The 1,047-nt window shown below is 71.6% G+C and carries 2 protein-coding genes; both read left to right on the top strand.

The window, feature by feature from the left end; all coding sequences use genetic code 11:
• On the top strand, positions 1-351 hold a 351-nt coding region (locus tag GRC12_RS44510), incomplete at its 5' end, for a helix-turn-helix transcriptional regulator (RefSeq protein WP_439959963.1).
• The coding region (locus GRC12_RS44515) for a helix-turn-helix transcriptional regulator (protein ID WP_208786107.1) at positions 344-1,047 on the top strand (704 nt) is incomplete at its 3' end. The genes GRC12_RS44510 and GRC12_RS44515, both read left to right, overlap by 8 nt.

The raw sequence follows: 1,047 nt of genomic DNA on the forward strand, positions 1-1,047 counted from the left end.
TTCATCCCGACCCGTGACGACGGGGAGGTGGCCCTGGAGCTCCGTCATCCCGGGCTGGTCCGCTATCTGATCAAGGTCTTCGAGTTCATGTGGGCGCGGGCGGTCCCGTTGAGCGCCGGCGCCCCGTACGAGACCGCCCCGGACGGCATCACAGAGATCCAGCACTCCATCGCCAAGCTCCTGGTCGAGGGGCATGTCGACGAGGCGATCGCCCGGCGCCTGGGGATGAACGTGCGTACGTGCCGCGCCCACATCGCCAAGCTCGCGACAGCTCTGGGCAGCGGCAGCCGGGCCCAACTCGGGTTCCTCATAGCGCAGTCGGGGCTCCTGAAACAGGAGCCCGATGCGTGACGGAGGGACACACCGACACGGCCCCGAGGAACTGTGCGACGCGGGCCGGGAGCTGTACGGCCGCGCGCTGCGCGAAGGGCATGTGAGCGGCGCGGACGCCGACGCGGCGCCCTGCCTCGTGGACTTCGGCCTGCTGCACCCCGCCGTCACGGACCCCGGCCGGCTGGAGCCCGTCGCACCGGCGGTGGCCCTGCACCGCCTGCTGCGCGGCGCGGCGGACCGCATCGCCGAGGAACGCCGCCGCGAGCAGCGACTGGCCGAGACGTTCGAACCGCTCATGCGGATCGACGGGCGGAGCACCGCACCGGTGGATTCGCCCGCCATCGGCGTCCTCGGCGGAGTCGACCGCATCAACGAGGCCATCACCACCGCGATGAGGGACGCCTCCAGGGAACTGCTCGCCATTCAGCCCTACGACGGCCGCAGTCCCGCCACTCGCCTCGCCCGCAGCCTCGCCCGCGACCAGGCCCTGCTGGACCGGGGCGGCCGTATCCGGACCCTCTACCAGCACACCCAGCGCCACTCCCCCGCCGTGATCGCCCGCTACGAGCAACTGCGGGGGGACGCCGAGGCACGCACCCTCGACCAGGTCACCGAACGCCTCGTCGTCATCGACCGCGCCGTCGCCTTCATCCCGGCCAACAAGGACCGCACGCTGGCCCTCGAGGTCCGCCATCCTGTCCTGCTGGACTACTT

Source organism: Streptomyces griseorubiginosus, assembly GCF_017614965.1.
Taxonomy (GTDB): Bacteria; Actinomycetota; Actinomycetes; order Streptomycetales; family Streptomycetaceae; genus Streptomyces; species Streptomyces griseorubiginosus_B.